Consider the following 230-nt stretch of genomic DNA (forward strand, 5'->3'; position numbering starts at 1 on the left):
GGCACGCGCTGCACGTGATGAAGAAGACTTTTTTATGTTGCTTATGTTTGCTGAGAGCTTGGGGATTGATAATCCCGCCAGCTTTTATACATTAGAGTTGCAACCTCTGTTTTTAGAGAACTTTCATGAGTGGCATACACGTATGGGGATGGATAGATGTCCATTTGACCACGTCGGCTGCTGCTAACAGTAGTGGATTGACTATATAAAAAAGTAGCTAAGCATTTATT

The 230-nt window shown here is 41.7% G+C and carries 1 protein-coding gene; it reads left to right on the top strand.

The window, feature by feature from the left end; translation table 11 throughout:
• Positions 1-187, top strand: a 187-nt coding sequence (locus tag SB772_RS46230; RefSeq protein WP_410839298.1) for a cory-CC-star protein, incomplete at its 5' end; no start/stop codon positions are given.
• Between the last annotated feature and the right edge of the window lie 43 nt (positions 188-230).

This window comes from Paraburkholderia sp. SIMBA_030, assembly GCF_046535245.1.
Lineage (GTDB): Bacteria > Pseudomonadota > Gammaproteobacteria > Burkholderiales > Burkholderiaceae > Paraburkholderia.